This is a genomic window from Actinopolymorpha cephalotaxi, from assembly GCF_013408535.1.
In the GTDB taxonomy this organism is placed as follows: Bacteria; Actinomycetota; Actinomycetes; order Propionibacteriales; family Actinopolymorphaceae; genus Actinopolymorpha; species Actinopolymorpha cephalotaxi.
On record NZ_JACBZA010000001.1, the window covers coordinates 1,729,036 to 1,752,069 of the forward strand.

Annotated in this window: 23 protein-coding genes; 6 read left to right on the forward strand and 17 right to left on the reverse strand. The window is 72.0% G+C overall.

The window, feature by feature from the left end; translation table 11 throughout:
* The first annotated feature begins 12 nt into the window (after nucleotides 1–12).
* Complete coding sequence (locus FHR37_RS07785; RefSeq protein WP_092884843.1) at nucleotides 13–546, forward strand: YbhB/YbcL family Raf kinase inhibitor-like protein; 534 nt, start codon at nucleotides 13–15, stop codon at nucleotides 544–546.
* Entirely contained in the window at nucleotides 543–1,313 is a 771-nt protein-coding gene (gene hisF / locus FHR37_RS07790) for an imidazole glycerol phosphate synthase subunit HisF (RefSeq protein WP_092884841.1), read from the forward strand. The genes FHR37_RS07785 and hisF overlap by 4 nt, the downstream gene beginning before the upstream one ends.
* A gap of 101 nt (nucleotides 1,314–1,414) precedes the next feature.
* Here the strand turns inward: hisF and FHR37_RS07795 are convergent, their stop codons facing one another.
* On the reverse strand, nucleotides 1,415–2,203 hold the full coding sequence (locus FHR37_RS07795) for a DUF427 domain-containing protein (protein WP_092884839.1): 789 nt from the start codon (nucleotides 2,201–2,203) through the stop codon (nucleotides 1,415–1,417).
* Between the two features lie 87 nt (nucleotides 2,204–2,290).
* Here FHR37_RS07795 and FHR37_RS07800 point away from each other — a divergent pair, with 87 nt between their 5' ends.
* A complete protein-coding gene (locus FHR37_RS07800; RefSeq protein WP_092884837.1) occupies nucleotides 2,291–3,184 on the forward strand; it encodes a phosphotransferase family protein in 894 nt (297 codons plus the stop codon).
* Here the strand turns inward: FHR37_RS07800 and FHR37_RS07805 are convergent.
* From FHR37_RS07805 to FHR37_RS07840, 8 genes are all read right to left on the reverse strand, one after another.
* Nucleotides 3,163–3,783 (reverse strand): dihydrofolate reductase family protein, encoded by a 621-nt coding sequence (locus tag FHR37_RS07805; RefSeq protein ID WP_092884835.1) that lies wholly within the window; start codon nucleotides 3,781–3,783, stop codon nucleotides 3,163–3,165. The genes FHR37_RS07800 and FHR37_RS07805 overlap by 22 nt on opposite strands.
* A complete protein-coding gene (locus FHR37_RS07810) occupies nucleotides 3,783–4,289 on the reverse strand; it encodes an SRPBCC family protein (protein WP_092884833.1) in 507 nt (168 codons plus the stop codon). The genes FHR37_RS07805 and FHR37_RS07810 overlap by 1 nt, the downstream gene beginning before the upstream one ends.
* Nucleotides 4,290–4,292: 3 nt before the next feature.
* Entirely contained in the window at nucleotides 4,293–4,634 is a 342-nt protein-coding gene (locus FHR37_RS07815; protein ID WP_092885069.1) for an ArsR/SmtB family transcription factor, read from the reverse strand.
* A gap of 183 nt (nucleotides 4,635–4,817) precedes the next feature.
* The gene (locus FHR37_RS07820; protein ID WP_092884831.1) at nucleotides 4,818–6,527 is read right to left on the reverse strand and encodes a dipeptide ABC transporter ATP-binding protein; all 1,710 of its coding nucleotides are present in this window, start codon (nucleotides 6,525–6,527) and stop codon (nucleotides 4,818–4,820) included.
* The gene (locus FHR37_RS07825; RefSeq protein ID WP_092884829.1) at nucleotides 6,524–7,429 is read right to left on the reverse strand and encodes an ABC transporter permease; all 906 of its coding nucleotides are present in this window, start codon (nucleotides 7,427–7,429) and stop codon (nucleotides 6,524–6,526) included. Before FHR37_RS07825 ends, FHR37_RS07820 begins: the two co-directional genes overlap by 4 nt.
* Nucleotides 7,426–8,373, reverse strand: a complete 948-nt coding sequence (locus FHR37_RS07830) for an ABC transporter permease (RefSeq protein WP_092884827.1) — start codon at nucleotides 8,371–8,373, stop codon at nucleotides 7,426–7,428. Before FHR37_RS07830 ends, FHR37_RS07825 begins: the two co-directional genes overlap by 4 nt.
* 4 nt (nucleotides 8,374–8,377) lie before the next feature.
* Nucleotides 8,378–9,898, reverse strand: coding sequence for an ABC transporter substrate-binding protein (locus tag FHR37_RS07835; protein WP_092884825.1), 1,521 nt, complete (start codon nucleotides 9,896–9,898; stop codon nucleotides 8,378–8,380).
* A 59-nt stretch (nucleotides 9,899–9,957) separates the two neighbouring features.
* Nucleotides 9,958–10,650 (reverse strand): HAD-IA family hydrolase, encoded by a 693-nt coding sequence (locus FHR37_RS07840; protein WP_202818182.1) that lies wholly within the window; start codon nucleotides 10,648–10,650, stop codon nucleotides 9,958–9,960.
* 113 nt (nucleotides 10,651–10,763) lie between these two features.
* Here FHR37_RS07840 and FHR37_RS07845 point away from each other — a divergent pair, with 113 nt between their 5' ends.
* Nucleotides 10,764–12,107, forward strand: a complete 1,344-nt coding sequence (locus tag FHR37_RS07845; RefSeq protein WP_092884823.1) for a hydroxyacid-oxoacid transhydrogenase — start codon at nucleotides 10,764–10,766, stop codon at nucleotides 12,105–12,107.
* A 51-nt stretch (nucleotides 12,108–12,158) separates the two neighbouring features.
* On the opposite strand, the gene FHR37_RS07850 is transcribed toward FHR37_RS07845, so the two are convergent.
* The 5 genes from FHR37_RS07850 to FHR37_RS07870 all read right to left on the reverse strand — a co-directional run bounded on the left by FHR37_RS07850 (nucleotide 12,159) and on the right by FHR37_RS07870 (nucleotide 18,082).
* A complete protein-coding gene (locus FHR37_RS07850; protein ID WP_092884821.1) occupies nucleotides 12,159–13,865 on the reverse strand; it encodes a hypothetical protein in 1,707 nt (568 codons plus the stop codon).
* Between the two features lie 18 nt (nucleotides 13,866–13,883).
* Nucleotides 13,884–15,437 (reverse strand): glycosyltransferase family 39 protein, encoded by a 1,554-nt coding sequence (locus FHR37_RS07855; protein WP_175542605.1) that lies wholly within the window; start codon nucleotides 15,435–15,437, stop codon nucleotides 13,884–13,886.
* Between the two features lie 51 nt (nucleotides 15,438–15,488).
* Nucleotides 15,489–16,502, reverse strand: a complete 1,014-nt coding sequence (locus tag FHR37_RS07860) for a glycosyltransferase family 2 protein (protein ID WP_092884817.1) — start codon at nucleotides 16,500–16,502, stop codon at nucleotides 15,489–15,491.
* A 159-nt stretch (nucleotides 16,503–16,661) separates the two neighbouring features.
* Nucleotides 16,662–17,609 carry a hypothetical protein gene (locus FHR37_RS07865; protein ID WP_139239043.1) on the reverse strand — a complete coding sequence of 316 codons (948 nt, stop codon included), beginning with the start codon at nucleotides 17,607–17,609 and terminating at the stop codon, nucleotides 16,662–16,664.
* Nucleotides 17,609–18,082, reverse strand: coding sequence for a hypothetical protein (locus FHR37_RS07870; protein ID WP_092884813.1), 474 nt, complete (start codon nucleotides 18,080–18,082; stop codon nucleotides 17,609–17,611). Before FHR37_RS07870 ends, FHR37_RS07865 begins: the two co-directional genes overlap by 1 nt.
* Nucleotides 18,083–18,279: 197 nt before the next feature.
* On the opposite strand from FHR37_RS07870, the gene FHR37_RS07875 reads away from it, so the two are divergent.
* Entirely contained in the window at nucleotides 18,280–19,173 is an 894-nt protein-coding gene (locus tag FHR37_RS07875) for a helix-turn-helix domain-containing protein (protein WP_092884811.1), read from the forward strand.
* Here FHR37_RS07875 and FHR37_RS07880 read toward each other — a convergent pair.
* Entirely contained in the window at nucleotides 19,139–19,783 is a 645-nt protein-coding gene (locus tag FHR37_RS07880; protein WP_092884809.1) for a YdeI/OmpD-associated family protein, read from the reverse strand. The genes FHR37_RS07875 and FHR37_RS07880 overlap by 35 nt on opposite strands.
* Nucleotides 19,784–19,880: 97 nt before the next feature.
* On the opposite strand from FHR37_RS07880, the gene FHR37_RS07885 reads away from it, so the two are divergent.
* Nucleotides 19,881–20,822, forward strand: coding sequence for a helix-turn-helix transcriptional regulator (locus tag FHR37_RS07885; protein WP_092884807.1), 942 nt, complete (start codon nucleotides 19,881–19,883; stop codon nucleotides 20,820–20,822).
* On the opposite strand, the gene FHR37_RS07890 is transcribed toward FHR37_RS07885, so the two are convergent.
* Together FHR37_RS07890 and FHR37_RS32970 are read right to left on the reverse strand one after the other, a co-directional pair.
* On the reverse strand, nucleotides 20,813–22,498 hold the full coding sequence (locus FHR37_RS07890; RefSeq protein ID WP_237768900.1) for a PH domain-containing protein: 1,686 nt from the start codon (nucleotides 22,496–22,498) through the stop codon (nucleotides 20,813–20,815). The genes FHR37_RS07885 and FHR37_RS07890 overlap by 10 nt on opposite strands.
* On the reverse strand, nucleotides 22,495–23,028 hold the full coding sequence (locus FHR37_RS32970; RefSeq protein ID WP_237768899.1) for a PH domain-containing protein: 534 nt from the start codon (nucleotides 23,026–23,028) through the stop codon (nucleotides 22,495–22,497). The genes FHR37_RS07890 and FHR37_RS32970 overlap by 4 nt, the downstream gene beginning before the upstream one ends.
* Nucleotides 23,029–23,034 lie beyond the last annotated feature (6 nt).

A 23,034-nucleotide genomic window follows, 5' to 3' on the forward strand; every position in this document is an offset into this window, starting at 1 on the left:
TGAGGAGGATCCATGAGCTCGGCACCGAACCCCTACGACGCGCTGCCGAAGGTGGCTTCGTTCACCTTGACCAGCGACGACATCGCCGACGGTCGCACCCTGGCGACGCCGCATCTGTCCGGGATCTTCGGTGCGGGCGGGTCCGACACCTCCCCACACCTGGCCTGGTCCGGCTTCCCCGAGGAGACCCGTAGCTTCGCCGTCACCGTCTACGACCCGGACGCGCCGACCGCGAGCGGCTTCTGGCACTGGGCGGTCTACAACCTCCCGGTGACCACGACCGAGCTGCCCACCGGCGCCGGTGACGCCGCCGGCGCCAAGCTGCCCGACGGCGCGGTCACCCTCATCAACGACGGCGGCGTACGCCAGTACCTCGGGGCCGCGCCGCCGCCCGGGCACGGTCCGCACCGGTACTACTTCGTGGTGCACGCCCTCGACGTGGACAGCCTCGACCTGCCCGAGGGGGCGAGCCCGGCGCTGCTCGGCTTCAACCTGTTCGGGCACACGGTCGGCCGGGCGATGCTCGTGCCGACCTTCGAGGCATGAGCGGCAGCAGCCTCGCGGTCCGGGTCATCCCGTGCCTCGACGTCGACGCCGGCCGCGTGGTCAAGGGCGTCAACTTCGCCGACCTCCGCGACGCCGGCGACCCGGTGGAGATGGCGAAGGTCTACGACGCCGAGGGCGCGGACGAGCTCACCTTCCTCGACGTCTCCGCGTCCGCGCAGGGCCGGGAGACCACCCAGGACGTCGTACGCCGTACCGCCGAGCAGGTGTTCATCCCGCTGACTGTCGGCGGGGGTGTGCGGTCGGTGGAGGACGTCGACCGGCTGCTGCGGGCCGGCGCGGACAAGGTCGGGGTCAACACCGCCGCGATCGCCCGGCCGGACCTGGTCGCGGAGATCGCCCACCGGTTCGGCTCACAGGTGCTGGTGCTGTCGGTGGACGCGCGCCGGGCCGAGGGGATGCCGTCCGGGTTCGAGGTGACCACCCACGGCGGGCGCCGGGGCGCCGACCTGGACGCGGTGGAGTGGGCGCGGCGCGGAGCCGAGCTGGGGGCGGGGGAGATCCTGCTCAACTCCATGGACGCCGACGGTACGAAAGCGGGCTACGACGTGGAGATGATCGCCGCCGTACGCAAGGTGGTCGACATCCCGCTGATCGCCAGCGGCGGCGCGGGCAAGCTCGCGGACTTCCCGCCGGCGATCGACGCCGGCGCCGACGCGGTGCTGGCGGCGAGCGTCTTCCACTTCGGCGACCTGCGGATCGGCGATGTCAAGGAGACCTTGCGCGCCGCCGGCCACGTCGTCCGCTGAGCTCTCCGGATTCTTCCACGGAAGAATGATTCGGCCGAGCTGGGAAGACTTGTGGGTGTCAGAGGCCCCGTAAGTCATCCCAGCTTCGACATTTTCCGGCGTCAGCTGAAGGGCGTCGTGGGCCGCGGGAGGTGCCGCCCGTCGACGTACAGGTCGATCTTCTCGTTGTAGAACGCGATCAGGCCCGCGATCTTGACGCTCTCCAACGTCGGGTGCTGGTACCACCAGGCGAGGTTCTCGTGCCGGCCGCCGTCGGCCACGACCGTGTAGTAGCTCGCGGTTCCCTTGTAGGGGCACTGCGTCTGAAGGGCGGTCGGCTCCAGCAGGTCGAGCCTCACGTCGGTCTTGGGGAGGTAGTAGCGGGGCGGCAGGCCGGTCTCGAACAGGATCCGTGCCCGGGTGGTCTCGGCGACGGTCACTCCGCCGACCTCCACCCGTACGTGCCGGGAGCTCGCCAGCACATCCACGCGCTTGTACGGGTCGCGCGGGTGGACGTACACCTCCTCGTCCTCCTCGAACCACGCGTCCATCGCGTTCCAGTCCAGGCGGATCGTGTCCTGGACCTCGGCGACGGGGGAGTCGCGGTACCACAGGGCAGCGCCCGTCGCCTCGCGCTCGCCCACGACGACCGTGTGGATCTCGGCCTCGCCCAGGCCGGGAGCGTGCTCGCGTCCACCGGTCGGGCGGAACGCGTCGGTGCGTACGTCGCGGGCGGGCAGGAAGTACGTCGGGTAGTACGGCTTCTCCCAGACCAGCAGGGCGTGCTCGCTGTCGGCGACGGTGTGGCCGCCGAACATCACCCGCACCCGCTTGGGGCTGGTCTCCACCCGGATCGAGGCGGCGCGGTCATGGGTGTCACGGACCTGGGTGTCACGGTTCTCGGTGCTCATGGCAGCTCCCTTGCTCGGACGGTCCCGGTGCAAACCCGGCGTGGCTCAGGGGATCCGCCACGGCCGGCGCGGCGGTAACCTCCCGCCATGCCCCAGTCCACGGAGCCCACGGAGCCCACGGAGCCCACGAAGTCCATGGTGGCCGAGGTGCTGGCCGCCCTCGATCTGCCCGCCGAGGCACGAATCGAGCCGGCCGGCGGCGCCACCGGTGAGACGTGGAAGGTGTGGCACGACGGTACGCCGTACGCGCTGCGCTGCGTCCTGTCCAGGCCCGGCGTTTCGGACCGGTTCGCCGGCCAGCTCGCGGCCATGCGGGCGGCGGGTGCGGCCGGCCTGCCCGTACCGGAGGAGGTGCGGTACGCGCGCACGGCCAGGGTGGAGGTCGTCCTGCTGGGCTGGCTTCCGGGGCGGACCGTCGCAGACGCGCTGCGGTCCGGGCACGGGTCGGCGTACCGGATGGGTGAGCTGATGGGCGCGGCGCAGCGTGCGTTGCACCGCGTACCCGCACCCGCGGAGGTGGCGGACGCGGTCGACGACCGGGCCGCGGCGCCGGCGGGCCTGGACGCCGCGGGACAGAGCGGCGCGGGACGAAGCGGCGCGCTGCTCCATCTGGACTGGCATCCGCTGAACGTCCTGGTCGACGGGGACGAGGTGAGCGGCATCGTGGACTGGGTCAACGCCCGTCGGGGCCACCCGTTGCTGGACGTCGCCCGCACGTACGCGTTGTTCACCGTCGACCCGGCCCTGGACGCGTTGTCGCCGGCAGAGCGGGACCTGCTGGGCGAGGTGGCGCGGGGATGGGCCGCGGGCTACGGTCCGGAAGCCGCGTCGATCCCGGCCGACTGCCTGCGCTGGGCCGGGCAGATGATGCTGGCCGACCTGGCCCGCAGGTACGCCGGCGACTTGGACGCGCTCGTGCCGTTGCGCCGCTGGACCAGCCGGTGGGCCGACAAGGCCGCCTACCGCTCCCGAACGGCGTAGGTCAGGTGCGTCACCCTCGGGGACGGCTCCGCGCGGACCTGTTCCAGTGCCACCCGGCCCGAGTCCACGCCCTCGAACAGCCGGACTCCGGCGCCGAACAGCACCGGTGACAGCGCGATCGAGAACTCCTCGACCAGGCCGGCGTTGACGTACTCCAGGATCGTCGCGCCGCCGCCCGCGATGCGGACGTCGCGGTCACCGGCGGCCTCGCGGGCCCGGTCGAGCGCGGCCTCGATGCCGTCGTCGACGAAGTGGAAGATCGTGCCACCGGGCCGCTCCCACGGGTCACGCTTCTCGTGTGTCACGACGAAGACCGGCGTGTGGAAGGGCGCTTCCTCCGGCCACATCCGCTCGCCGGCGTCGAACATCCGCTTGCCCATGACGCTCGCGCCCGTGCGTTCGAACGTCTCCCGCGCGATGTCGTTGTCCCGCCCCACCTCGCCGCCCTTGCCGAGCTTGAGGTTCTCCCGGAAGAACCGCAGCGGGAAGACCCACCGCTGCAGTTCCATCCACTGCCGCCCCATCAACTCCTCGGAGGTCTCGGGCGCGATGAACCCGTCCAGCGACATCGACACGCTGAAGAACACCTTGCCGGCCATCAGCCCTCCGCTCCCTTGTCGAGGATCTCGGTGACGTATGCAGCCAGGTTGTTCAGGGTCTGCCGGCCGCCCTCGACCGCGTGGTACTTCTCGACCGCCTCGGCGCGCAGTTCCTTCGTGGGGAACACCGTGCGCAACTCGACCCGGGTCGCCGCGCCGTCGGGCTCGAACGTCAGGACCGACTCGAAGGCGTTCGGGTCATCGCGGGACTCGCCGTGGACCAGCGTGATCCGCTCGGGAGGGGCGATCTCGGTCCAGGAGATCCATTCGGCGTAGTCCGTCCCGTCCGGTCCGTGCATCACGAAGTCCCACACCCCGCCGACGCGGAACTCGAACGACCGCGTGGTCGTGGTGAACCCGTCCGGTCCCCACCACCGGGACAGGTGCCGGACCTCGGTGAACGCCTCGAACACCAACTCTCGTGGCGCGTCGACGACCCGGGAGACCACGATCTCCCGGTCGGCCGTCGCCGCCTCCGTCCCTGCTTCTCGCCTTTCCGCTGCCATCGGTCATTCCTCCTGCCGTGTCTGCTTCAGGTCCTGCACGTAGGCGTCCAGCCGGTCGAAGCTCTCGTTCCAGAACCGTTCGAACCCGCCGGTCCACTCGTGGACCGGCCGCAGCCCGCCGGCGTCCAGGCCGTACAGGCGCTGCTTGCCTGCCTTGCGGTCCCGCACCAGCCCGACCTCCCGGAGCACCCGCAGGTGTTTGGACGCCCCGGGCTGGGTCATCCCCAGCTCGCGGGCCAACTCGGTCACCGGTCGCTCACCCGCCCGCAGCAGCACCAGGATCTCCCGGCGCTGCGGCTCGGCGATCGCATTGAAGACGTCCGACGTCGTCGCCGCTCGTGCCATGGCCGCCATCATATGTCTATATGGGCATGCGTCAAGCCGCGATGAGCCGGGCGGGTCCCTGTCAGCTGACGTCAGCTGATGATCGTGTCCCTTGTCATCGGGTGGCGTGAGTCATCGGGCGGAGGGCGAACGCCAGCGGGACGAACCCGCGGATTCTTCCGCGGAAGAATCCGCCGTCCTGACTCAGGCCGGCGGTTCGGCTCGCTCCTGCCGCTCGCCGGCGAGCTCGCCCGCCGTGGCGCCGGCCAGGGCCCGCGACATGCTGGGCACCGCGGCCAGCAACCGTTGCGTGTAAGGGTGTTCGGGCCTGGTGAGGACCTGCTCGGCCGGGCCCAGCTCGACCAGCTCACCCGCGTGCAGGACGGCCACGGTGTCGCAGATCCGGCGTACCACCGACAGGTCGTGCGACACGAACACCAGCGTCAGCCCGAACGTGTCCGCCAGCGACGCGAGCAGGTCCAGCACCTGACCCCGGACCGAGGCGTCCAGGGCGCTGACCGGCTCGTCGGCCACCAGCACCTTCGGCGCGGGCGCGAGCGCGCGGGCGAGGGAGATCCGCTGCCGCTGCCCGCCGGAGAACTGGTGCGGGTAGCGGTCCGCGGCGTCGGCGGGCAGACCGACGGCGGCGAGCAGATCGCGGACGCGGGCCAGGTGGGTACGCCAGGCCCGGCCGCGCAGCGCGACCAGCGGCTCCGCGACGATCTCCCCGACCCGCATCCGGGGGTCCAGCGACCCCGTCGGGTCCTGGAAGACGAGCTGCAGGTTCTCGCGCAGGAACCGCAGCCGGCGTTCGGGTACGCCGTCCACCCGCTGACCGGCGAACCGGACCGTGCCCGCGCTGGGCTGGTCCAGCCCGGCCAGCAGGCGTACGAGCGTCGACTTGCCCGAGCCGGACTCCCCGACGACGCCGAACCGCTGCCCGGCGGCGATGTCGAAGCTCACGTCCCGCAGCGCGGGCACCGACGGTGGCGTACGCAGGGACGTACGAGCCCGGCGGTAGGTACGGGACAGGCCGGCCACCGACACCATGGGACGCGCCTCGGGTTCTCCGGTGGACTGGTCGGTGGGCCGGTCAGTGGACTCCGGACGTGGCGGCGGCGCGGATCCGGTGAGGTCGGCGGCGTCCAGCAGGGCGCGGGTGTACGGGTGGCGCGGCCGGCCGAACACCTCCGCGACCGGGCCGGACTCCACGAGTTCGCCGTCCTGCATGACCAGCACCCGGCTGCACACGGTTGCCACCACCGCCAGGTCGTGGGTGACGAACAGCAGCCCGGTGCCGCGGGTCTTCGTCCCGGCCACGATCAGGTCGAGCACCTGCGCCTGCACGGTGACGTCCAGGGCACTGGTGGGTTCGTCGCACAACAGCACGGCCGGGTCGTTGGCGAGCGCGATCGCCAGCACCACCCGCTGGCGCTGACCGCCGGACAGCTGGTGTGGGTACGCCCGGGCAGCCTCGCCGGGATCGGGCAGGCGTACGGCGGAAAGAAGCTCGACCGCCCGGGCCGCCGCCCCCGACCGGCCGAGCTCGGGCCGGTGGATGCGGAGCACCTCGGCCACCTGGTCGCCGACGCGCCGCACCGGGTTGAGCGCCGACATGGGTTCCTGGAACACCATGCCCATCGCCTGTCCACGCAGCCGTGACATCGCGCGGTCGTCGCGGGCCAGCAGGTTTCCGGGCGTTCCGGCGAGCGCGACCTCGCCGTGCGCGGTGAGACCTTCGGGCAGCAGGCCCATGACGGCCAGGGTGGTCAGCGACTTCCCCGAGCCGGACTCGCCCACCAGGCCGACGCGTTCGCCCGGTGCGATGGTGAAGTTCACGTCGCGAACGAGAGAGCGGTCGGCGGTCCCGATCCGCAGGCCGGCCACTGTCAATGCGGCCTTGTCAGTCGTCATCGGTCGGCCGACCCCGGGTCGTGGCGGTCGCGGAGTCCGTCGCCGGCGAGGTTGAAGCCGAGCACGGCGAGCAGGATGGCGAGGCCGGGCCACAACGCCAGCAAGGGATGCACGAACAGCAGTTCCTGCGACTCCTGCAGCATCCGTCCCCACGACGGGGTGGGCGGCGCGGTGCCGAAGCCGAGGAACGACAGCCCGGCCTCGGCGAGCACGGCGATCGCGAACGACACCGAGCCCTGCACGATGACCAGGCCGGCGACGTTCGGCAGCACGTGCCGCACCGCGATCCCCGGCCCGCGCCGGCCGGCGGCGCGGGCCGCGAGGACGTACTCCCGCGCCAGCACCGACAGCGTGCCGGCCCGCACGATCCGGATGTACGCGGGTACGGTCGCCAGCCCGATCGCCACCATCGCGGTCAGGGTGCTCGCACCGAACACCGCACCGAACATGATCGCCAGCAGCAGTGCGGGAAACGCCATCGCCAGGTCGGTGACCCGGGCGAGCAGTCCGCCGGCCAGGCCGCGGGACATCCCGGCCCAGATGCCGAGCGGTGTGCCCAGCAGGGCGGCCACCCCGACCGCGACCACGCCGACGAACAACGTGGTCCGCGCACCCACCATCAGCCGGCTGGCGATGTCCCGGCCGAACTTGTCGGTTCCCAGCCAGTACGTGCCGTCCGGTCCGAGCAGCCGGTGCGCGGCGTCCACCCGGCCCGGGTCGTGCGGGGTCCACAGGAAGGAGAGCAGGGCCAGCGCGACGACCAGCGCGACCAGGATGCCGCCCGCGAGCAAGGACGGGTTGACACCGCGTCCGCGCCGGTTGACACCGCGTCCGCGCGGGTCGACAGCGCCGTCGTGGCGGTCGGCGGCGGAGGTCCCGGTCGCCTCCGGTGCCCCGGTCATCCCGCCCTCCGCAGCCGCGGGTCGAGCACGGCGTACAGCACGTCGACGACGTAGTTGACCACCAGCACCGCGACCACCAGCACCATCACCACTCCCTGGACCAGCAGCAGGTCGCGGTTGGCCACGCCGTCCAGCAGCAGGCTGCCCAGGCCCGGGATGACGAACACGCGTTCCACCACGATCGCGCCGACCAGCAGGGTGGCGAGCTGCAGGCCGAGGACGGTGCTCACCGGGATGGCCGCGTTGCGCAGGCCGTGCCGCACCAGCGCCCGGCCCAGGGTGAGCCCCTTCGCGCGGGCCGTGCGCAGGTAGTCTTCGCGCAGCACGTCGAGCACGGCCGTGCGAACGTAGCGGGCGAGGATCGCCGCCTGCGCCAGGCCGAGCGCCCCGGCCGGCAGCACGAGCTGCCGAAGGAACAGCCCCGGGTCCTCCGCCGGCGGAGTCCAGCCGCCGGCCGGCAGCCAGCCCAGGCGTACGGAGAAGATCGCGACGGCCAGCACCCCGGTGAGGAACGCCGGCACCGCGATGCCGAGCTGGCTCAGCGCGGACAGCGCGAGCCCCCGCAGCCGCCGGTGGTGCACGGCCATCACCGTCCCGACCGGGACGGCGACCAGCACGGCGACCACCATGGCGGCGCCGACCAGCCACAGGGTCACCAGCAGCCGGTCCAGCACCTGCGGGCCGATCGGCGTCCGGGTGACGTAGGAGACGCCGAAGTCGCCGGTGAACAACCCGCGCGCCCAGTCGGCGTACTGCACGGCGAGCGGCCGGTCGGTGCCGAAGTCCCGTCGCAACGCGGCGACCGCCCTCGGGGTGGCGTTGACGCCGAGCGCGACCCGCGCGGGGTCGCCGGGCAGCACCGCCATGAACGCGAACACCACCACGCTGGCGGCCGCGACGCTGCCGGCGAACACGCCGGTCCGGGTCAGGAGGCGGAACAGCACGACGTCAGGACCGCGCCCAGGTCACGGTGGTGAGGTCGAACGCCTCCGACACGACGTTGGTCGGCAGCCCGCGCACGGCGGGGTCGGCGATCATCAGGTTGGGCAGCAGGAACAGCCAGTCCGCGGCCGCGTCGTCGGTGATGGTGCGGGCGACCTGCTTCATCTTCGCGACCTGGACGGCGGGGGTGCCGGCGTCGGCCTGGTCGAGCAGCTCGCGCACGCGCGGGTTGTCGTAGCGCCAGTAGTAGTCCGGGTTGCCCCAGGAGGTGATGTCGCGCGGCTCGACGTGGGCGATGATCGACAGGTCGTAGTCGGCCTTGGTGAACACCACGTCCAGCCAGCGGGCCGGGAACTCCAGGACGTCGATCCGCGCGGTCACCCCGACGTCGGCGAGCTGGCTCTTCACCACCTGTGCGCTGGCGACGGCGTACGGCAGGTTGGGGATCCGCAGCCGCAGGGTGAGCTTCGGATGCCCGGCCTCGGCGAGCAGCCGGCGCGCCTTCGCCGGGTCGTACGGATACCTGCCGGACAGGTTTTCGTACCACGGGTCGGTGGGCGGCACCATCGACCCGATCAGCGTGCCGTGCCCGGCCCAGGCGGTGTCAAGGACGGCTTTACGGTCGATCGCGTACGACAGCGCCTGCCGGACCCGGCGGTCTGTCAACGGCGGCCTGGCGTTGTTGTACGACAGCACCACCTCGGCGTTGCTGGTGCCCTCGACGACGTGGTACTTCGAGCGATCCTTGAACTCCGCAAGGCTTTCCGGCGCCTGCACGGTGCTCACCACGTCGATGCCGCCGGTGCGCATCGCGTTGTTCATCGCGGTGGGGTCCTTGAAGTACTTCAGCGTCACCTTGCGCACGGCGGGCTTCGTGCCCCAGTAGTCCTTGCGGGCCTCGAGCACCATCGCGTCGCCGCGGTCCCAGTGGTCCAGCACGTACGGCCCGGTGCCCACCGGGGTGGTGGCGAGCTTCGACACGCCCGTCCGCGAGAACATCGCGCCGATCCGGGTGGTCATCGCGAACAACCACTGGTTGCTCGGCCGCTTCAGCGTCACCACCAGTGAGGTGGGGGAGGCGGCCCGCGCGTCCTGGACGACGTCCATGCCGGCCTTGAGCGAGGTCGTCCAGCCGGTCTTGACACGGTTGATGCTGAACGCCGCGTCCTGCGCGGTGAACGGCCTGCCGTCGCCGAAGGTCGCACCCTTGCGCAGGGCGAACGTGTAGGTGCGCCGGTCCGGGCTCACCTTCCAGCCACTGGCCAGCAGGGGAACGATCTTTCCGTGGGCGTCGAGCTTGACCAGGCCCTCGTAGACGTTGACCAGCAGTGCCTGCGGGATCGCCGCGCCGTCGTTGCGGGTGAAGTCCAGGCTCACCGGCTCGGCGATGAAGCCGACTGAGAGCGAGTCGCTGCGGTTCTTGCGGTCGGTTTCGCCGGTCGTGCGGCTGCCGGCCGAGCATGCCGCCGTGAGCGTCAACGCGACGAGGGCGCCGATGATCGCCGAGCGCCGGGGGATCCTCCCCATCGCCTACCTCCTGTGGGTGTGCCCTGCATGCCGTGGGGTCACGCGGGCGGTCACCCAGATCATGCCCCGCCGGCCACGGAGATGGTGAGGGCATGGCCGTCAACCTCGACCCGGACCTTCTGTAGGTCCTCGACAACCAGGTCGGCGTCCAGCTCGGCCCGCTCGTAGTGGGTGGTCACCGCGATCGTCGCCATCCCGGCGGCCCGCGCGGCGGCCAGGCCCGCGGGTGCGTCCTCCACGACCACGCAGCGTTCGGGGTCGATGCCGAGGCGCTTGGCGCCGAGCAGGTACGGCTCCGGGTCGGGCTTGCCGTTGCGTACGTCGTCGGCGCTGACCAGGGTCCGCGGGACCGGCAGCCCGGCGACCTGCAGCCGGGCACCGGCCACGGCACGGTTACCGGAGGTGACGATGGTCCACCGCCCGTCCGGCAGGGAGGAGACGAACGCCTGTGCGCCCGGAAGCGCCACGATCCCGGTCACGTCCTCGACCTCGAGCGCGTCGATACGGGCCTGCGCGACCGCGATCCGCTCCGGCGGCACCAGCGCGGCGACGATCGCGGACGAGGTGAGGCCGTGGCCGAGGACCCGGGCGAAGTCCTGCTGGGTCAGCTCCTGCTCGATCGCCCAGGTCGTCCACGAACGGCGAAGGGCCTCGGTGGAGTCGATCAGCGTGCCGTCCAGGTCGAGCAGAACGGCCTCGGCGCGCAGGATCGGGGCGCTCGCGGGTGTGCGGTCGGTGCGGGGTTGGGTCACGTCGACCGACCGTACCTCGCCCGCGCGAGGAGGCGTTCCCCGGTTGCGAGTCACCTGCCGGGTGCGCCACTGTCACCGGAACGGGATGCGCGGCGAGCGAGGGAGCGGCCACGATGCGGGACAGCGAGGCAGGCACCAGCGAGACAGGCACCACCGAGACAGACACCGAGGCAGAGGCAGGCACGCCGGCCGGCAACGAGACGGTCTTCACCTGGGGCGGGCCCGCGCTGAAGTTCGGAGCGGGCGCGGTGGCCGAGATCGGGTACGACGTCGCCCAGCTCGGCGCGTCCCGCGTGCTGGTGCTCACCGACCCCGGCGTGGCCGCCACCGGCGTACCCGACCGGGTGGTCGACTCCCTGCGCGCGGCCGGCCTCGCCGCGGAGCTCTTCACCGGAGTCCACGTCGAACCCACCGACACGTCGATCGCGGCCGCGGTCGACTTCGCCCGCGACGGCGGCTGGGACGGCTTCGTCGGCGTCGGCGGCGGCTCGGCGATCGACACCGCCAAGGCGGTCGACCTGATGACGTCCCACCCGGCCGACCTGAACGACTACCTGAACGCGCCGATCGGCAGGGGGCTCGCGCCGGCCGGCCCGCTGGCACCGCTGGTGGCCGTGCCCACCACCGCCGGCACCGGCGCGGAGAGCACGGCCGTCTGCGTCCTGGACGTCCTCGATCTGCGGGTGAAGACCGGCATCAGCCATCCGCGGCTTCGGCCTGCGCTCGCGGTCGTCGACCCGGAGGTGACGCTCACCCTGCCGCCGGGAGTCACCGCGGCCAGCGGGTTCGACATCCTCTGCCACGCGCTGGAGTCCTTCACCGCCCGGCCGTACGACGCCTACCCGAGGCGCCGCCCGGAGGACCGTGTCGCCTACTGCGGCGCGAACCCGGTCTCCGACGTGTGGATCCGGCAGACCCTGCCGCTGCTCGCCCGGTCCTTCCGTACGGCCCACCGGTCCGGCGACGACCTCGCCGCCCGCACCGACATGCTGCAGGCCGCGCTGTTCGCCGGGCTGGGGTTCGGGAACGCCGGGGTGCACATCCCGCACGCCTGCGCCTACCCGATCGCCGGCCGGGTCCGCGACTTCCACCCGGACGGCTATCCCGACGCGGAGCCGATGGTCCCGCACGGCATGTCGGTGGTGCTGACCGCGCCGGCGGCCTTCCGGCGTACGTACGAGGCGAACCCCGAACGGCACCTGTGGGCGGCACACGTCCTCGACCCCGAAACCGACCAGGTGGCCGACCCGGGCGAGCGGCTGCCCACGGCGATCATCCGGCTGATGCGGGACACCGGCATGCCGAACGGCCTGTCCGAGGTGGGGTACGCCGAGACCGACGTCGCCGACCTCGTGGACGGGGCGAGCCGTCAGCACCGGCTGCTGTCCATCGCCCCGGTCGACGTCGGGGACGACGTACTCACCGACGTCCTGAAGGACTCGCTCACCCTGTGGTGACCGGCGAACCGGCGGGCCGGCCAACCGGCGAACCGGCGAACCTCCCGGCGTTCAGCGGACCTGGTAGACCTCGACCATCCTCTCGTTGCTGCCGAAGACGCGGTGCCAGTTCGCCGGCGGCCGAAGTGGCCGGCCCCCGAGGAGGCGTTCCTGGTCGCGCCGGCAGTACCAGCAGACGTCGGAGTACGCGCTGTAGAGGACGACGTGATCGCCCGCGGCGGGTTTGGCCCTGGCCGACAGCACCCGCAGCCGACCGTGCCACAGCGGCCCGCCGATCGGTGGGTGGACGAAGATGCCGAGCGTCCGGATGCTGCGCCTGTCCGCCCAGATCGTGTGGACGTCGCCCTCGTGCGCGGCCAGCCACGACCGGAACAGCTCCCACTGCGTTCCGCCGTTGGCGGCGTAGGTCAGGTTCATCTGCCCGGGCGGGCCGGACAGCTCGCTGACCCGGGCGTGCTGGGCCAGCCCGGCCGGTACGGCGGCGACGAGGAGGGTCACGACACCGGCCACCCCGGCGGCCAGCCGGGCACGGGTCCGCAGGAACGGCGCCACCCGGGCGCGGTTGACGCACAGCAGCCACAGCCCGGCGGCGGCCGCGAGCAGGAGCGCGGGGACGAGCGGCAGCCAGTACCGCTCCTTGAGGATCCGCAGCTTCGGCGCCTCCGGGTCGATCAGCCCGCCCAGCGTCACCAGCGGGACGTAGAACAGCAGCGCCCACACCAGCAGGAAGAAGATCCGCCGGGAGAAGAGCGCGCCGACCACGATGCCGGCCACCGCGGCCTTGAGGAACAGCCCCTCCGGCGTGGTGGACAGGATCGTGGGCAGCCGGGTGAGGTACCACCCCGGGCTCTGCCCGATGTAGTCGTGCGTCGTCGCCGTGCCCACCGCGCCGTGCTCGGCCGCCGACCGCAACCGGGCCAGCGGGTCGTGGAAGACCACCGCGTTGAGGGCGGTCTCCCCGACCGCGACGACGGCCAGCGGGACCAGCATCCAGGCCTGCTGACGCAGTGGGATCCTGCGAGCGAGCAGCAGGGGAACCAGCGGCCAGCAGAAGACGATGTACTCGCGGGTGAGGTAGCTCCAACCGAGCAGCACACCGATGGCGAGCAGGGTGCCGACCCGGCGGCGGCGGGTCGCGGCGGCCCACGGGCGGTTCTGCCGCAGCGCCACGGCCAGCACCAGCGACGCCGACAGCAGGGCGGTGGCCATCAGGTCGGGAAGCGGCTGGGTGAGGTCGGGGAAGACCAGCGAGTTGAACAACGTCAGCACTGCCGCGGCCACGCCGACGAACCGGTTGAACAGCAGGGTGCCGAGCGCGTGCACGCTCATCACCAGCAGCAGGGCGGCGAGCATGGGCACGATGAGGTACGCCGTCTGGGAGTAGCCGAACGCCTCCTGCGCCAGCCGCAGCGGGATGATCAGCCCGATCCGCAGGAACTGGTGCACCGCGGCGTAGGTCGGATCGCTCGGAAAGGTCGTGGCCGCGTCGAAGTAGTTGAGCTGGTCGGAGGGGTAGGGCGGCACGCGGTAGAGCACGCAGACCACCGCCACCACCGCGGCCAGGGCACCGTCGACCAGCAGGGTGGCCACCAGCCGGGGGGTGAGCAGCCGCGCGCGGGTGCGTGGTGGCGCCTGCGGCGGCGAGTCCGTTTCCGGCGCGGTGCCGGTGGCGGTGGCGGTGGCGACCGCGCTGCTGCCGTCGGCACTGCCGCCGTCGGGGAAGATCGTCCGGTCGTCGTCCGGTGTCACGGGGTTCATGATCGTCTCCTGATCGGTTCAGCCGACCCGATACAGCTGGAGCACCCGGTCCCTGGTGGTGAAGACGAGGTGCCAGCTGCTCGGTGGCCGTGCCGGGTGGACGCCGAGGGTGTCCTCGACGTTGGTCCGGCAGGGCCGGCAGGTGTCGGAGTAGGCGCTGTAGAAGAGCACGTGGTCGCCCCTCGCCGGTTTCTTGCTGAGCACCGACCACGGGCGGAGCAGCCCCGTCCACAGCGGCGTCCCGGCCGGGGAGTTGACGAAGAACCCCACGATCCGCAGGGTGCGGGGCTCACCCCACATCGTGTGCACCTCGCCGCCGTGGAGGGTCAGCCAGGTACGGAACTGCTCGAACTGCGTGCCGCCGTTGGCCGCGTACGCCCGGTTGAGCGGAACGGACATGTCGGTGGCCCGCGCCTGCTGGGACACGCCGAGCGGGACGGCCGTGACCAGGAGGGTGAGGATCCCGGCGACGAGTGCGGGGCGGGCCCGCAGAAGTGGCATCGTCGCGGCCGCGTGCCGCGCCGGGACGTCCCGGAGGTACAGCATCAGGACGTACCTCACCCCGAGGTACACCACGCCCGTGCAGGCCAGGGCGAGCGCGGGGATGATCGGGACCCAGTACCTCGGCAGGTAGAGCCGCAGCATCGGAGCGTGCGGATCCGCCCAGCCGCCCAGGACCACCACGGGCACGAAGAACAACCCGGCCCAGACGAGCAGAAGTCGGAGCCGCCGCGAGACCGCCGCGCCCGCCGCAGCGGCGACCACCGTCACCTGCAGCCACCATCCCTCCGGTGACGCACGCAGGATGTCCGGAAACCGGGCGAGGTACCAGAGGCGGTTCTGGTCGAGGTAGTCGGTCGCTATCGGCGGTCCCGAGCCGTGCCCGGCCGAGGAGTGCAGACGGGCCAGCGGGTCGTGGAACGTCAGCCACCCCAGCACCGCCTCACCGACCGCGACGACCACCAGCGGGACGGCGATCCACAGCAGCCGCCGCCACGGAAGCCGGTGAAGGAGCAGCAGAACCACCGGCCAGCAGAAGACGATGTACTCGCGGCAGAGATAGCTCCAGCCGAGCAGCGCACCGATGGCGAGCAGAACGCCGACCTCCCGCCGCCGGGTCGCACAGGCCCAGGTCCGGCGCTGCCGGAGGGCGAGGGCGAGCGCGAGCGCGGCGCAGAGGAGGGCGGCTGCCGGCAGGTCGGGCCGCGGCTGGGTCAGGTCGGGAAAGACCACCGAGTTGGTCAGGGTCAGCAGCGCGGCGGCCACGCCGACGTAGCGGTGGAAGAGCATCGTGCCGAGCGCGTGCACGCTCATCACGAGCAGGAGTGTCGCGAGGATCGGGACGACGAGGTACGTCACCTGGGAATAGCCGAACACGTCGAAGGCGAGCCGGAGGGGGAGGACCAGCCCGATGCGGAGGTACTGGTGCTCGATCACCGCATCCGGATGGTGCGGGAAGTTGCGCGCGGCGACGACGTAGTTGATCGGGTCGGACGGAATCGGCGGCAGTCGGTAGAGCACCGCCATCACGACGACCGCCGTACCGAGCAGGCAGTCGGTGACCACGCTCACGCGGCAACCGGGGATCTCGCGGGCGGCGTTCGGACGGGATCCGACCATCGGTCAGGACCGGGAGCGCACGATCAGGTCGGCGAGCAGTGCCAGCGAGGCGATGATCAGCCCGGTCAGCAGGATCAGCAGGGTGTTGCTGGCCAGCCGGACGGGGTTGGCCACCACGTCGTACACCGCCTTCCCGCTGCCCAGCGTCAGCAGCGCCAGGGACGGTGGCATCAGCACCTTCAACGGGTTGAAGTACATCACCATCCGCAGCACCTGGAGGATGTAGCGGTAGGCGTCCTTCACGAAGTGGAACTTCGACCTGCCCGACCGTTTGGCGTACGGGATCGGGACGTACCTGATGACGTGCTGGTTGTGCAGGAACGCCATCGTGATCGTGGTGACACAGGAGAATCCGGCCGGCAGCAGCCGGAGGTAGGGCAGCGAGACCTCGCGGCGGAACGCCCGGAGCCCGGAGTTGAGGTCGGGGATCCGGGTGTTGGTCAGCCGTTCGGCGATCTTGCGGATCAGCCACTTCGCCGGCACCCGCAGCAACCTGTGCGAGCCCTGCTCGCTGGTGCGTGCGCCCACCACCTGGTCGACGGTCTCGTCCTGTTCGAGGATGCTGACGAGTTCGGGGATTCTTTCATTGGGGTACGACATGTCGGCGTCGGTCCACACCACGATGTCGCCGCGGGCCTGCTGGGTGCCGATCCGGCGAGCCGTGCCGGTGCCGCCGTTGGTGGCGAAGGCGATCACCCGCAGCCGCGGGAACCGGTCCTCCGCGGACCGCAGGACCTTCAGGGTGTCGTCGGTGGAGGCGTCGTCGATCGCCAGGATCTCGTAGCTGTAGCCGCTGGTCTCCATCGTGGCCACGGTGCGCTCGATCTCGGCGAGGACGTGCTGCTCCTCGTTGAAGCAGGGCAGGACCACGCTGACGTCGACGGGCTCGTCGGGTTCGTCCTGGTCGGCAGGGTGGGCTCTGGCGTCGGGCCGTGAGGCGCGCCGGCGGTGGAGGCGGCTACCCGAACGTGGAAGTGAACGGGTGGCGGTCCGGCTGTGCCGGACGGAGGGATCCATGGTTCGTCGTTCCCCCGGCAGGAGTGGCAGGCACAGGACATCGCACAGAGTGTGCGGTCTGCCACGAATTGTGTCCGCCCCGGCAGTCCGGCAAACCGGCACGGGCCGGGAACCTGCGCGCGGCGGGGCGCCGTCGGCCGGCGCCCCGCCGCGAGGGGGTCACAGGCGCCAGATCCGGCCGGAGCAGCGGTGACCCAGCCAGGCGAACTGGCCGAACGACGTCACGCTCAGCCCGAACCGCTCGAACGTCGGCCGGTCCTGCTCCTCCCACCATCGGTACGCCGACTCGACCTCCCGCCACAGCAGGTGCGGGCCGTGCTGGTCGACCCGGACCTCACCGGAGGGCAGCCGCAGGGCGGACGCGCAGGAGGTGGCGTCGTACACCCAGTACCGGGTCGGGGCGGTGCCCGGCAGGGCTGCCCCGGCCGCGGTCGTGGCTGCGGTTGCTGATCCGGTCGCGACGCCTCCGAGGTCTCGGCCCGGGCCGGTGCGCGCCCAGCGCAGGTGCGGCAGCCGGATCCCCAGTCCGAACAACGCGGCCGGGTCCGCCCAGATCGCCTCCGGGTCGAGGGTGGTCGTGGTGTGGTACCACGGCACCGCACCCTCGGCCTCGGTCACCACCGACGCCGGCGCGCTCGGGTCGGGCGCGCCGCTCCAGCCGACGAAGTGCCCCGCCGCCCGGCCGTCCTCGGTGACGGTGAGGTGCGCCTCGACCGAGCCGGCGAACGGGTTGCGCCACGACACGACCAGCCGGCCACCCGGGCGGACGAGCTGGACCCAGGCGTACGGCACCTTCGGGACGGGCTCGACCGCCACCACGCTGTCGTAGGACGCGGGGGCGGCGTCCTCGGCGAGGGGCCGGCCCGGGTCGATCCGCAGGGTGCGCGGCGCACGATGCGCGGAACCTTCGTGCTGCGAACCCGGACGCGAGGCCGAGGGCGAACCGGTGGCGGTTCTGGCGCGCGGACCGGTGGCGGTGGCGGTGGCGATGGGGCGTTCCTCCTCGGTGGGTGTACGGGACGCGGTGCCGTCCGTCACGTCGTCGCCGGTCATGACAGGGCGCGACACGACGGTGCTCGGTGCGGGTCCGGGTGGAGGGGTGGACATCAGGGGGCCTCCTGGCGGGGGTGCTCGGGGGCGGAGCACCTCGGGGTGGACAGCTGGGTGTGCGCCCAGGCGGCGGGCGGACACAGCCACGGCCGGCGGCAGAAGACGCACAGCGGCGGATGGTCGTGCCCGAGCCAGGGGAGCGAACCCCAGCGGCGGTGCCAGCGGATCGGGTCCCGGTCCGGTCGGTGGATCGACGCGAGATCCCTCGCGCGGTGATCCAGTTCGGTCAGTGCCTCGGTCAGTGCCTCGGTCAGTGCCTCGGTGAGGGCCTCCGGGTCGACGTCGGCGATGGCCGCTCTGTCGATCCCGGTGTCGGTCCAGGTGTCGTGGGTGTCGATCCCGGTGTCGTCGGTGTCGATCTCGGTGTCCGGCCGCGGGGGCCGGTCATGCTGGGGTAGGAGGTGACCGACATCGGGGTACGAAGCCGGTAACCAACCCGATTGCCCCAGACGCTCGGGTGTCGCTGCCATCGCACGAGCCTCCCCCGTGGAGTGATAGCTCTGGGTGCACGATCCTGAGTCGACCGTAATCCCGAGCAACGCCACCTACAACACCAATGCGTAAATTTGCACTTGTGTCGTGCGGTACGGGTTCGGCTGAACCTGGTGCGAAGACGGACTATTTCCCGCAATATCGAACGACCAAACACCTGCAAACGGGGAAGAGCATGCCGAGTACGAAACCGCCCACGATCCAGCGCCGCCGGCTCGCCGCGGAGTTACGGATGTTCCGCGAACGCGCCCAGGTGACATTGGAGGAGGTCGCCGCGAGAACGGGCTGGTCGGTCGCCAAGATCAGCCGGATCGAGACCGCGATCGTCGGGGTCAGCCTGAAGGACCTCCACCTCCTCCTCGACCTGTACAAGGTCGAGGAGAGTCGCCGCACGGCCATCCTCAGCAAGACCCGGACGGCGCGGACCAAGGGCTGGTGGGACGCCTACGCGGAGTTCCTGCCCAGCGACTACGTCGACTACATCGAACTCGAGGCACAGCTCGCCGGCATGCGCTCCTACAGCGCGCACGTGATCCACGGGCTGATGCAGACCGAGGGATACGCCCGCGAGATCATCCGCGGCGCCACGATGGGCCTGTCCTCGCCGTCGGAGATCGACCGCCGGGTGGAGGCCCGGATGACCCGGCAGCGGCTGCTGGCCCGCGAGGCGGACCCGCTGCGGTTCTGGCTGGTCGTCGCCGAGCCCGCGCTGAGCTGGATGGTCGGGTCGGCCAAGGTGATGGCCGAGCAGTACGACCGACTGCGCGAGTACGCCGAACGCGGCACGGTGACGGTGCAGGTGCTGCCGGCCTCGGCCGGTGCGCACCCGTCCAGCGCCGGCTCGTTCGACATCCTCGAGTTCCCCAACCCGCACGAGCCGGAGGCGGTGTACGTCGAGACGATGACCGCCAACCGCTACGTCGAGAGCCACGCCGAGGTCTACCGCCACAGCCTGGCGTTCGACCATCTGAGGGCGATGGCGCTCAGCCCGGCGGACTCGGTCTCCTACTTCGTACGGGCGGCCGAGCGGGTGCTCAGCGAGGCCACGACCGACGACGCCCAGGACTGACCGGGACCCGGTCGCCGGCGTGCTGGGCGCGGAGCCCGACGGCCGCGAGGTCGACCGTCCGGGTGATCCGGCGCCGCCGGGTGTCCGGCCGCTTCGCGGTCGCGATCCACCCCAGGATCAACCGTCTCGACGAGGGTGCGAAGGCCTGGAAGTTCGCACGGGCGGACGGGTTCTCCGCCAGCGCCACCCGCAGGTCCTCGGGTAGGTCCGAGCCGTCCCCGTCGGGCAGGACCTGCCAGGTGCCGTTGGCCCTGGCCAGGTCGACCACGGCACGACCCTGCTCGGTCATCCGGCCGAGTTCGATCATCCGCTCGGCTCGCCGGCGGTTCAGCGGGCTCCAGGTGCTGCGCGGCGTGCGAGGGGAGAACCGCAGCCGGGAGCTGCTCACGTCGTTCCGGCGGTGGAGTCCGTCGATCCACCCGAAGCACAGCGCCTGCTCGATCGCCTCGGCGTACCGGACGCTGGGTGTGCCGCTGTCCTTGTGCTGGATGACCAGCCACGTCTCCTTCTCCGTACGGGAGTGCCGCGTCAGCCAGGCGCGCCATTCGGATGCCGTACGCGCGACGACGGCATCGACGGCATCGACGACGACACTGAGGTCCTGTTCCATGGGGTGCGCCTCCGCCCTTCGGTGGTCTTTCGGATTCGCCCTCATCGTCGCGCCCAAAGTGAGCACCTACTGAGCACTTTCGTGGCAGACTTCCTGGATGCGTGCGGACCGGCTCGTCGCCGCCCTGCTGCTCATGCAGGCCCGCGGCCGGGTGACCGCGGCCGAGCTCGCCACCGAGCTGGAGGTGTCGGTGGCCACCGCGCGCCGCGACCTGGAGGCGCTGTCAGCCGCCGGAATTCCCGTCTACCCCCAGCCGGGCCGTGGCGGCGGCTGGTCACTGGTCGGCGGCGCTCGCACCGACCTCAGCGGCCTGTCCGGTCCGGAGGCACAGGCGTTGTTCCTGCTCGTCGGCCCGGCCGCGGCCGTCTCGGGCGAGGCCAGGGCGGCACTGCGCAAACTCGTTCGCGCCCTTCCGCAGAGCTTCCGGGCGGACGCCGAAGCGGCCGCCGGTGCCACCGTGATCGACGCGACGCGCTGGGGCGAAGGCGGCCGCCACCGGCCCGCGCTGGTCGACCGGCTCCAGACCTCCGTGGTCGCCCGGCGCCGGGTCCGGCTGACCTACACCAATCGCGCCCGTGAGCGGACCGAGCGGTTGGTCGACCCGTGGGGCCTGGTCGACAAGGACGACGTGTGGTACCTGCTCGCCGGGACCGAACGGGGTCGGCGGACCTTCCGGGTCGACCGGATCGTCGAGGCCGTCGCCACCGACGAGACCGCCGAACGCCCGGACGGCTTCGCCCTCGACGCCGCCTGGCAGGAGGTCGTCGGCGAGGTGGAGCAGCGACGTTCACGCACCTGGGCGACCGTCCTCATCGAGTCGAGGTTCGTGCCGATCCTGCGCGACCACTTCGGCCGGCACTGCCACGCCACCGGCGAACTCGACGACGGACGGGTCCAGGTCGACGTCGCCGCGCCTACGCCGCTGGACGTAGCCCGCAACCTCGCCGGCTGGGGTGCGGCGGTCGAGGTCGTCCAGCCGCCGTCGGTGCGGGCGGAGCTGGCCCGGATCGGCACCGAACTCGCGGCCCGTTATTCCTGAGGGTTCCCGGCCGGGCGGACCAGGAACGGAGTGAGCAGGCCGGGCACCGCCGCGTCGGCCACCCGGACCGCCTCGGCCGTGTCGACGTCCGGGATCTCGTACTGCTGCCGTCCGGCCGCGGTCGTCGCCACCAGCGTCGTCAACCCGATCCTGCGCTGGAAGAACGACTGCCGGAGATTCCAGCCCAGTACGCCGTCGCAGGTCAGCACGTTGCGCCGGCGTACGAGCGAACCGAACCGGCAGACCAGCACGCCGTCCCGCAGCGCGTGGCCGAGGCTGCGGGCCCGGTCCGCGGCGACCAGCGCGGCGCAGGGGAGCAGCACCAGCGAGGCCTGCCACACCCACGACGGAAGCCCGGCGACCTGGTGCAGAACGGCCAGGACGCCGACCAGGAGCGCGGTCAGCCCGAGCGCGCGGGTGAACCTGCGGCGCACCGCCCTCGGCCCGTGCGGGACGAGCGGCGTGGTGTACGGCTCTGGCCCGCCGAACACGTCACCGGCCACCCGCAGCGCGACCTTGCGCGGCGCCGGGGGAAGCAGCAGCGAGCCGCCGCGTTCGGCGCCCCGGCCGACCCGCAGCCCGGTGGCGATCGCGATGCACCGGGCCCCGCCGACCAGTCGCAGGGACAGCGGCTCGCTGAGCTCGACGCCACGCAGCCGGCGTTCCTCGATGCTGGTGGCGCGGGTGGTGATCAGGCCGCGGTTGACGTGCAGGGTTCCGCCGGGATGCCGGCTGAGCCGGTAGTTCCAGAACGCCAGGACGTAGGCCAGGGTGGACGCGACGACGCAGACGACCAGCAGCGCGACGACCACCTCCACCGCTCCCACCAGCCAGCCCGCGCCGCGCACCTGGTCCAGCAGCTGGTGCACCGGGCCGACCTTGCCGAGGTCGATCTTCGCCTCCGACACCGCGCGGGATCCGAAGCCGGCCACCACACCCACGGTCAGCAGCCCGGACAGCGTGAACGGTCCGTACCTCACCCATCGCGGGTCGAGGGTGGCCAGCCTGGTCTCCTGCTCCGGTGTGCTCGAAGGCGCCCGGGCAGGTCGCGGGCCCGTCGCCGATGTGTTTGCGTACGCCGTTGCCGGGGCGGTTTCGGTTGTGGTCGCGGCTTCGGTCGCGGTCGCCGTGCCGGGCTCGGGTGCCGCTCCGGACTCGGCAGCGGCCGACCGCGGCTGCCTGTGGAGGAGTTCCTCGCGCAGCTGGCGGGCGGCCGGGGCGGCGAGAGCGTCCAGCTTCAGCCCGTTCTCGCCCTTGCGGTCCGAACGGCCGGTGCCGATCTCGACCCGGGCCAGCCCCACGATCCGGTGCATCGCGTTCGCGGTGACGTCGACGGTGCGCACGCGGTCGCGGGGGACGGTGAGCACCCGGCGGCGCAGCAGGCCACGGCGGACCTGCACGTGCTGGGGGGAGATGCGGTAGGTCGTGGTGAACCACCGCAGCGTTCCGAGGGCGATCACGAGGACCAGGGCGGCCAGGCCCCACAGGGGGCCGTGTCCGCTGGTGGTTCCCGCGACCAGAGCACCGATGAGGGCGGGGAAGGACCGGACGAGTTCCTGCACCGGGTGCACCGCGAGCATCCGCGGGCTGAGCCGTCGCCAGTCCGCTGTGCCGGTCGCCTCGGTCGCCTCGGTTGCGTCCGCCGCCCCCGTGGGCGGGGTGCCGAGCTCCGTCACGTCGCGTCCCCCTGGTTGGCCTGGGTGGTGCGGGTGAGCTCGTCGACCAGCCGCTCGACGGTGTCGCGGTCCAGGCCGTGGATCTTCAGCGGGCCGGCGGCCGAGGCGGTGGTGACGGTGACGTTCGACAGCCCGAAGAGCTGTTCCAGCGGGCCGCGTTCGCTGTCCACGGTCTGGATCCGGGACACCGGGGCGATCCTGCGTTCCTGGTCGAACCATCCGGACTGGGTGTAGACGGCCTCACCGGTGGCCTCCCATCGGTGTACGTGGTAGCGCCACCGGGGCATCACCGTCACGTGGGCGGCACCGAGGACGACGGTCGCCACCACACCGGCCACCCGCCAGCCGGTGACACCGCCGGCGAGGATCCACCACCCGATCTGTACGGCGAGCAGCAACAGCCAACCGGCACCCGCGCGGGCAGCCCAGTACAGCCTGGCGCCAGGGGCGACGCGGTGCCGCGGTGGACGGAGCTCGAGTTCGGGTGGACCGCTCGGGGCGGGCGGGCCGGAGTTCTCGCCGATGGTCACCTGCTC

Excerpts from the sequence above, each read along its gene's own strand:
- FHR37_RS07845 (WP_092884823.1), top strand. The coding sequence starts at position 10,764 with ATGCGGGACAGCGAGGCAGGCACCAGCGAGACAGGCACCACCGAGACA.
- FHR37_RS07820 (WP_092884831.1), bottom strand. The coding sequence starts at position 6,527 with ATGACGACTGACAAGGCCGCATTGACAGTGGCCGGCCTGCGGATCGGG.
- FHR37_RS07825 (WP_092884829.1), bottom strand. The coding sequence starts at position 7,429 with ATGACCGGGGCACCGGAGGCGACCGGGACCTCCGCCGCCGACCGCCAC.
- FHR37_RS07800 (WP_092884837.1), top strand. The coding sequence starts at position 2,291 with ATGCCCCAGTCCACGGAGCCCACGGAGCCCACGGAGCCCACGAAGTCC.
- FHR37_RS07860 (WP_092884817.1), bottom strand. The coding sequence starts at position 16,502 with ATGGATCCCTCCGTCCGGCACAGCCGGACCGCCACCCGTTCACTTCCA.
- FHR37_RS07875 (WP_092884811.1), top strand. The coding sequence starts at position 18,280 with ATGCCGAGTACGAAACCGCCCACGATCCAGCGCCGCCGGCTCGCCGCG.
- FHR37_RS07870 (WP_092884813.1), bottom strand. The coding sequence starts at position 18,082 with ATGGCAGCGACACCCGAGCGTCTGGGGCAATCGGGTTGGTTACCGGCT.
- FHR37_RS07815 (WP_092885069.1), bottom strand. The coding sequence starts at position 4,634 with ATGGCACGAGCGGCGACGACGTCGGACGTCTTCAATGCGATCGCCGAG.
- FHR37_RS07850 (WP_092884821.1), bottom strand. The coding sequence starts at position 13,865 with ATGAACCCCGTGACACCGGACGACGACCGGACGATCTTCCCCGACGGC.
- FHR37_RS07885 (WP_092884807.1), top strand. The coding sequence starts at position 19,881 with ATGCGTGCGGACCGGCTCGTCGCCGCCCTGCTGCTCATGCAGGCCCGC.
- FHR37_RS07835 (WP_092884825.1), bottom strand. The coding sequence starts at position 9,898 with ATGGGGAGGATCCCCCGGCGCTCGGCGATCATCGGCGCCCTCGTCGCG.
- FHR37_RS07785 (WP_092884843.1), top strand. The coding sequence starts at position 13 with ATGAGCTCGGCACCGAACCCCTACGACGCGCTGCCGAAGGTGGCTTCG.
- FHR37_RS07795 (WP_092884839.1), bottom strand. The coding sequence starts at position 2,203 with ATGAGCACCGAGAACCGTGACACCCAGGTCCGTGACACCCATGACCGC.
- FHR37_RS07880 (WP_092884809.1), bottom strand. The coding sequence starts at position 19,783 with ATGGAACAGGACCTCAGTGTCGTCGTCGATGCCGTCGATGCCGTCGTC.
- FHR37_RS07810 (WP_092884833.1), bottom strand. The coding sequence starts at position 4,289 with ATGGCAGCGGAAAGGCGAGAAGCAGGGACGGAGGCGGCGACGGCCGAC.
- FHR37_RS07865 (WP_139239043.1), bottom strand. The coding sequence starts at position 17,609 with ATGTCCACCCCTCCACCCGGACCCGCACCGAGCACCGTCGTGTCGCGC.
- FHR37_RS07805 (WP_092884835.1), bottom strand. The coding sequence starts at position 3,783 with ATGGCCGGCAAGGTGTTCTTCAGCGTGTCGATGTCGCTGGACGGGTTC.
- hisF (WP_092884841.1), top strand. The coding sequence starts at position 543 with ATGAGCGGCAGCAGCCTCGCGGTCCGGGTCATCCCGTGCCTCGACGTC.